This window comes from Embleya sp. NPDC001921, assembly GCF_053594475.1.
Window position 1 is genome coordinate 90,086 of record NZ_JBSFEO010000025.1, and the last position, 7,676, is coordinate 97,761.

Consider the following 7,676-nt stretch of genomic DNA (forward strand, 5'->3'; position numbering starts at 1 on the left):
GCGGAAACACAAGGAAGGTGGCCCGAGTCGCGGTGGTGTCACGCGCACTCCTGGGCCCCCTGAGGCAGGACATGGCACCGGGTGGCGCCGAGCGGGTCACCGTGACGCCCTGCGACACCAGATGGCGCCAAGGGGCGCCACCGAGCGTCATGCGATGCCGTGGCTTGCCCCAGAAGGGGCTGACCGCACCCTGCCGAAGTGATCCTCGTGCCCGGCGTGACAGCCCGGCGTGACGGCCCGGCGCGACAGCCCGAAACGACGGCCCGGGCGCGACTGGCCCGAACGTGTGAACCCGCCACCGAACTGCCTTCGGGTCCCGTCGGGTTGCGTCGGCGAAACGTAGTTTGGCTGCGACGCACTTCGCGCGATCGGGGGCCAGGAGAGTGAGCATGGCGAACGAACAGCTCCCATCGGCGATGGCCCCGGTGGCCATGACGCTCGCCGCGATCGCAGCGAGCGCGGCCGCTCCGCGTCCGTCGGGGGAGACGCTGGCGGAGCACAGCAACCGGGTCTTCCTGGGCATCCACGAGCAACTGGCCGACTCCTCCCTGGCGACCGGGAACGACTGGAACCTGCAGTGGGTCGCGCTGAGCCCGGACAACGCGAACATGGCGTATCTCGCGAACAGCATCAACGGATCCAACGAGTTCGCCGTGGTCATCCGCGGCACGGTCGGCAACGAGACCGACCTGCTCGAAGACCTCGGCGTCGGCACGGTGGTGCCGTTCACCGTCGGCAATTCGCCGTCGACCCCGGTCTGGGTCGCCAAAGGCGCGATGGAGGCGTTCACCCAGGTCGTCACCATGAACTCGGTGGGTGTCACCCTGATGCAGGCGCTCACCCGCGCGCTCGCCAAGGCGCCGGCGAACCCGACCATCCGGGTGATCGGCCACAGCCTGGGCGGCTGCGTCGCGACCATGGTCGGGCCCTACCTCCAAGCGCAAACCTGGCCGAACCCCCCGCGGTTCGCGATGCACACCTTCGCCGCACCCACCGCCGGCGGTGCGGACTTCGTGTCCTACGTGGAAAGCCTGCACTGGGTCGCCAACGAGCGCTACTACAACGCCTACGACCTGGTGCCGCAGGCCTGGACCAACCTCGACGACGCCAAGAACTGGTACCCCGGCCCCGGCCCGGCGGCGACCAACGACGTCAAAGCGGTCATCTCGACGATCGCCGGCCTTCCCGGCCCCAACGTCTACGCGCAACCGGGCGACGCCTGCGAGCTGAACACCGGCTACGGGACCACGCCCGGCTCCTACGACCCGAACGTGACCAGGAAGTCACTCCAGGACTTCATGGGCCAAGTCGCCTACCAGCACGCCAACTCCACCTACCTGAACCTGCTCGGCGCCCCCGACGTCCTGCCGGGGCCGGTGGTCACCTCCATCAGCCCGAACGTCGGCCTACCGGGCACCGCGGTCACCATCACCGGCACCGGCCTGGGCACCGGGGTCAACACCGGTGTCGACTTCGGCACGCTGGAGTGCCCCCGAATCGACATCACGGACAACGGCACCCGGATCACCGCCTATCTCCCCCGGGGCATCGGCGCCGGCGTCGGCGTCGTCGCCGTTCGTGTCACCACCAACCTGGGCACCTCCCCGGCCGTCCCCTCCTGCCGGTTCGCCTACGGCGGCCCCGAACCCGTGCTGGTCACCGGCATCAACCCGATTACCGGACCGAAAGGCACCCCGGTCACCATCTCCGGCGAGAACTTCGCCTCCGACGCCAAGGTCTGGTTCGGCAACAACGCCGCCGAAATCACCCGGCGCACACCCCCCGACCAAATCACCGCCACCGCACCCCCACCCGACCTCGGCCCGACCGACCCCTTGACCGTGAACGTGACCGTCCAGTCGAACGGCTACACCTCCCCCGCGACCCCGGCGGACGAGTTCGGCTACAAGCTGTAACCCCGCCGAGCAGCACCGGATGGGCCCTGGCCCAGTACTCGTCGATCGGCCCCGACCCGTTGAGGCAGGTCGGGGCTGTGGGGACTTCCTGCCCCGGGTCGCTTCCCCCCTCAACGGCTCAGTTCGGTCTCCTGCTCCAGGCGGGACAGCTTCTCCGGGTTGCGCACCGTGTAGAGGCCGGTGATGAGGCCGGCCTCGACGCGCATGGCCATGACGCCGTGGATCTCTCCGGCACGGCGCATGATGAGTCCGGGCCAGCCGTTGATCTGGACCGCCTCGATCGATACGCCGGCGGTGAATCTGGTCACGCCGAAGGCCAGGAAACGGGCGACTTCGTCGGCTCCCACAATCGGATGCACCGCGGCGTGCCTGATTCCGCCGCCGTCGCTGAGGGCTACGACGTTGGGCGCGAGGATGTCGACGAGGTTTTGCAGGTCTCCGGTCTCGACCGCGCGTTGGAAGGCCTGGAGCGCGGCTCGGGTCTCGGCCGGGGAGATGACGTCGCGTGGGCGGCGTGCCGCGACGTGCGCCCGCGCCCGGTGGGCGATCTGGCGGACCGCGGCGGGGCTCTTGTCCACGGCTTCGGCGATCTCGTCGTAGGCGACGTCGAACACCTCCCGCAGTACGAACACCGCGCGCTCGGTCGGCGTGAGCGTCTCCATCACCAGCAGCATCGCCATCGAGAGGCTGTCGGCGAGTTCGATGTCCTCGGCCACGTCGGGCGTGGTCAGGAGCGGCTCGGGCAGCCAGGGGCCGACATAGGTTTCCTTGCGGCGGTCGAGTGCGCGCAGCCGGTCCAACGCCAGCCGGGTCACGATCCGCACCAGGAACGCGCGCGGCTCGCGCACCGCGGCCAGGTCGACCCCCGCCCACCGCAACCAGGCCTCCTGCAAAACGTCCTCCGCGTCGGCGGCCGAGCCGAGCATCTCGTACGCGACGGTGAAGAGGAGGTTGCGGTGGGCCACGAACGCGTCGGTGGCCGCGGCCGAGTCCACGCGACCCTCGCCGACGCGGGGCGGCTCGGTCGTACCCGCCGCAGCCTCCGCTGGTTCCTCGCTGCTTGCGCTCATGCCTGGCTTCTCCTACCCGTTCGTTCCCATGACCGGTTCCCGCACCCGTACGCACAAGACGTCGGGCCCGGCCGCTTTGTGACACCTGCGACCGGGTGACGTACGGCACATCACGCCACTGTCACGCGGATCGAATCGCCCACGTCTCGTGAACGTCAGGACGCCGCGCGAAGGATCGGCGCGGCACGTACCACCACGAGTGAGGACCACGTCATGGCAACCACGAACGCGCAGGCCCCGGCCGGCCCATCGCGCCGCTGGGTCGCGCTGTTCTTCATCGGGTTGGCCCAGCTCATGCTCGTACTGGACGCCACCGTCGTGAACATCGCGATGCCGTCCATCCAGGGGGACCTCGGGGTCTCCGATGCCGACCGGCAGTGGATCATCACCGCGTACACGCTGGCGTTCGGCGGCCTGCTGCTGCTCGGCGGCCGGATCGCCGACTACGTCGGACGCAAGCGGACCTTCCTGATCGCGTTGCTCGGCTTCACCGCCGCGTCGGCGCTCGGCGGCGCGGCGGGAAACTTCGAGATGCTCCTGGTCGCCCGGGCCGTTCAGGGGGCGTTCGGCGCGCTGCTCCAGCCGTCCGCGCTGGCGCTGCTGACGGTGACGTTCAGCCAACCCAAGGACCGCACCAAGGCGTTCGGGATCTGGGGCGGCATCAGCGCCGCGGGCGGCACGATCGGGCTGCTGGCCGGCGGGGCGCTGACCGACTACCTGGACTGGCGCTGGTGCCTGTACGTCAACATCCCGATCGCCCTGGTCGCGGCGATCGGCGGGTACATGGTGCTGGCCGAGTCGCGGCGAGACGGCAAGGCGCGCCTGGACATCCCGGGCGTAGTGCTGGTGACCGGCGGGCTGGTCGCGATCGTGTACGCCACCACCAGGGCCGAGGCGGACGGCTGGGGCTCGACGACGGTCCTCGGCCTGCTGACCGTCGGCGCGGCGCTGCTCGCGATGTTCGTCTTCGTCGAGAGCCGGATGGCGCAGCCGCTGCTACCGCTGCGGGTGGTCGCCGACCGCACTCGTGGCGGCGCGTACCTGGCCGTGGGTCTGGCCATCATCGGCATGTTCGGGGCGTTCCTGTTCATGACCTACTACATGCAGGTGGTCAAGGGGTACTCGCCGACCAAGACGGGGGCGGCCTTCCTGCCCATGGCCGTTGCGGTCCTGGTGTCGGCCGCCGGGCTCAGCACCCGGCTGATGCCCAGGTTCCCGCCGCGGGCGCTGATCGTGCCCGGCATGCTCGTCAACGCCGTCGGCATGTTGTGGATGATCACCGTGGACCCGGACACCTCGTACGCCGGCGGCGTGCTGATCTCGCAGCTCCTGCTCGGCTTCGGAGCGGGCCTGGTCATGCCGGTGGCCATCAACTACGCCACCCACGGCGTCGACCAGGGCGACCTGGGCGTGGCCTCGGCCACCGTCAACACCGCGCAGCAGATCGGCGGTTCGCTCGGAACGGCGCTGCTCAACACCATCGCCACGAGCGCGACCGTGGACTACCTGGCCTCCCACGACAGCAGCCCGGCGACCGCGAAGCAGGCACTGGTGGAGGGCTTCGCGGAGGCGGGGGCGTGGGCCGCGGGCATCATCGTGGTGGGCGCGCTGATCGTTGCCGCGCTGATGAATACGGCCCGTCCGGAGCAGCTCGGTGCCGAGACAGGCGCCGCAATCCCCGACGAAACCGCCAGGTTCGAGGGCACGGAGAAGAATGCCGCACTCGCGGACGACCACGGTGCCAAGCCTCTGCCGGCGCACACCTGATCCCAACGGTCGGCATTGGTCGAAACGCCGGCAACACCGCGCGCACGCGGAGAGGCTCCGGTCTCGGGAGAATCGAGACCGGAGCCCTCGGCGGGGGCACCCTTCGATGTCGAAGGCAGCGGATGGTGCTGTCCGGTGTCAGAGTCCGCGAATCCGGTGCAACAGCAGGAGCGCGGCCATGGCGTTCGCCGATCGGATCTCGCTGCGGCCCACGAGGTCCGGTACTTCCTTGAGCGACACCCACTCGACCCGGTCCGACTCGAACGCGTCTTCCGGATCGCCGACGTGGTCGCCGCTTTCCGACCAGTAGACGTGGTGGACCGCATCGGAGAGGCCGTTTGAGGGTTCGATGCTGAGCAGGTGACGGAGCGGTCCCGGTCGCCAACCGGTCTCTTCCAACATCTCCCGGGCGGCGGCCTCCTCGATCGTCTCGCCCTCCTGCTCCTCGACGATTCCGGCGGCAAGTTCCCAGCCCCAGGTGTCGGTGATGAATCGATGGCGCCACAGGAGCAGGACCCGGTCCTGGTCGTCGACGATCGTTGCGAGTGCGACGGGCCGTTGCCGGATGAGGTAATGGTCGAGGTGGCGCCCGTCGGGCAGTTCGACGTCGGCGAGTCGGATGGCGAACCACTTGTTGCTGTAGACGTCGGTCTCGCTGTGCTTGATCCACTTCATGCCGGTCTCCTCGCGGGCGATTCGGTGTCCGTCAGACAGACAGGGCCAGCGCGGTCTCGACTCTCTCGGCCACCTCGCGCACTGCCCGCACGTCCGCATGCGGTGCGAGCGTGCGATGCATCGCACACATACGGTCGAGCAGCCGGCGGGACTCGACGCCCTGTGCGGCGTCAAGCATCGACGCCGCCGAGAAGACCGCTTGGTCCAGGTCCCCACAGGCCACCGCCACGGAAGTGAGGGTCGCGAGACGGTGGACGCGCCCGCGTGTGTGGGTCTTTACGTGGACGGCGTCCTCGGCGTAGCGAAGGGCGGCCCGGTGATCGCCGAGGCTGAGCATCGCCTCTGCGGCTTGATGGTCGATGCGGCCAGGCTGTACGTAGGTCGTCTCGGGGGGTTCGTCGGCGCGGTGGATCCGTTCGTGGGCCGCCTCGGCCCTGGTGAGGCTGTGGCGTGCTGCGGTCGAGTGCTTCATCCGGGCAAATGCCTTGGCCTGCATGGCGTGTAGGTCGGTCGCCAATGCTGGTGACAAGTGCGGACCGGCGGTGCGCAGACCCGCCTCGGCGAAGGCAATGGCTTGCCGATAGTCGCGCAGGAACAGAGCCTGATTGACCAGGAGAGCGATGACATATCCGCCGAACGCCTGGTCGCCGGACGCCTTCGCCATTCGCAACGCCTGGTGGAAGTAGCGCTGAGCCAGGCCCTGTTGATCGGAGTCGTAAGTGCAGATGCCCGCGATCGCAACGAGCCCCCCGACCGCGCGGAACAGCTCGCGGCCGACGCGATCGGGGTAACTGCCACGGATGGCCGGGGCGACGTTTTCGGCGAGGAATCGGATGACACGTGGTTTCGCGGCCAGGCCGCCGGCCTGCTGGTACATGCGTTCGTAGTGCATGCGCGCTGCGCGCAGCATCTCGAGATCCTCAGGACCAACACGGGCGATTCCTCGATGTGAGGTGTTGGCGTCGTGGGCGGGTTCTCCCACTCCCACACAGGTGCAATGGCAGCCACGCCTGTTATGGCGGGAGTCTCGTGAACGGTTTTGGAGAGCCGGTGGTCCGATGTCCAGAGAGCCGGGGCACGTTCGACGAAAGCCATCAGCTCGATCGGCGAATCGTCCGGCCGACCGGCGAAGTCGATGTCGGGCGCGGTGACAGCGCGGCCCAAGCGCTCGGCTAGGACCGCGCAGACCAGTTCGACCGACTGCCCGCGAGGTCGTTGGCCCTTGAGCCAGCGGCCGACGGAAGTATGGTCATAGCGCAGCGTCAGGCCGGCACGGGTACCGAGGTCGTTAACGCGCTGGGCGAGTCCGGCGCGGGACATACCGGCGTCATCAAGCGCTGCTGCGAGCAAGTGGTTCGGGCTCACGGGTCTCCTCGCTGTTGCAGAACCAGGCCCTGGTCACCGAGCCTAACGATTTCGGTTTCACACCCCGTGTGAATCGTGCACATCGGCGGCCGGTTCGCACACCTGCCGTGACGTCCGCAGGAGCACGAACCTGGGGCTGCAGCGGCGACCGGATGGAGACAGCGTGACCAACCAGGAGGCCCTGATCCAAGTCGGTGCGCTTCCGGGCACCGGCCACCCTCCGTCGCCCGCGCCGCACCGAGCGGCAGCCGGGCCCGCTCCACCACCTCGCTCCACAGCAACCCCCGATGCCCACACACCCGTTGGAGCCCTCGTGACCGATACCGAGGCGATCACCGCGATGGTGACCCTGCCCGCCTGGAGCATCCACCTCGCGCCTGTCGAACACGCGCGGCCGTGGCGGCTGACCGTCGCCGCCGCCGGGACGCACTCGTCGGCGGTGCGGATCGACCGCGTCCATCTCCACCTCACCGACGCCGAGGTGGGCGCCCTCGCCGAGACCCTGCTGTGCCCGCGACACTCGGACGAGCCGCAGCCCGGTCGAGCGCGGGTCGTCCGCGACGGCTTCGGGCTCCTCCTGCGCGTCGTCGTGTACCCGATCGACGACGAACCGGGTGTCGTCGCGCACATCGAGGAACACCACCGTGTCGTACTCCTCGACGACATCGGTCGGCATCGCCCGGACCTGATCCCCACCACCGGGCCGCCCGAGCCACGGCTGTGCCTCGACCCCGTGCCGGTGACCGGCCTGACCATCGACCAGGTCGCCGAACTCCACCGGCGCCTCGGCCTGTGGCTCGGAAGCGAGGGCATCCGCGCTGCCATCGCCGACCGGATCCTCCGTCGCCGACTCGACACCCCGGCGGCCGGCCGGTGAGCGGAT

Annotated in this window: 5 protein-coding genes and 1 pseudogene; 3 read left to right on the plus strand and 3 right to left on the minus strand. The window is 69.3% G+C overall.

What is annotated here, in order from left to right; all coding sequences use genetic code 11:
• Nucleotides 1–389: 389 nt before the first annotated feature.
• Nucleotides 390–1,916, plus strand: a complete 1,527-nt coding sequence (locus ACWCPW_RS27435) for an IPT/TIG domain-containing protein (RefSeq protein ID WP_449764261.1) — start codon at nt 390–392, stop codon at nt 1,914–1,916.
• A gap of 110 nt (nt 1,917–2,026) precedes the next feature.
• On the opposite strand, the gene ACWCPW_RS27440 is transcribed toward ACWCPW_RS27435, so the two are convergent.
• The gene (locus ACWCPW_RS27440; protein WP_449764262.1) at nt 2,027–2,986 is read right to left on the minus strand and encodes an RNA polymerase sigma-70 factor; all 960 of its coding nucleotides are present in this window, start codon (nt 2,984–2,986) and stop codon (nt 2,027–2,029) included.
• Between the two features lie 213 nt (nt 2,987–3,199).
• Here ACWCPW_RS27440 and ACWCPW_RS27445 point away from each other — a divergent pair, with 213 nt between their 5' ends.
• Entirely contained in the window at nt 3,200–4,753 is a 1,554-nt protein-coding gene (locus ACWCPW_RS27445) for an MFS transporter (RefSeq protein ID WP_449764263.1), read from the plus strand.
• A 138-nt stretch (nt 4,754–4,891) separates the two neighbouring features.
• Here the strand turns inward: ACWCPW_RS27445 and ACWCPW_RS27450 are convergent, their stop codons facing one another.
• Both ACWCPW_RS27450 and ACWCPW_RS27455 read right to left on the minus strand, forming a co-directional pair.
• On the minus strand, nt 4,892–5,428 hold the full coding sequence (locus ACWCPW_RS27450; protein WP_449764264.1) for an NUDIX hydrolase: 537 nt from the start codon (nt 5,426–5,428) through the stop codon (nt 4,892–4,894).
• A gap of 31 nt (nt 5,429–5,459) precedes the next feature.
• Nucleotides 5,460–6,793, minus strand: a pseudogene (locus ACWCPW_RS27455) (transcriptional regulator).
• Between the two features lie 313 nt (nt 6,794–7,106).
• Between ACWCPW_RS27455 and ACWCPW_RS27460 the strand changes: the two are divergent.
• On the plus strand, nt 7,107–7,670 hold the full coding sequence (locus tag ACWCPW_RS27460; RefSeq protein WP_449764265.1) for a hypothetical protein: 564 nt from the start codon (nt 7,107–7,109) through the stop codon (nt 7,668–7,670).
• Nucleotides 7,671–7,676: the final 6 nt, after the last annotated feature.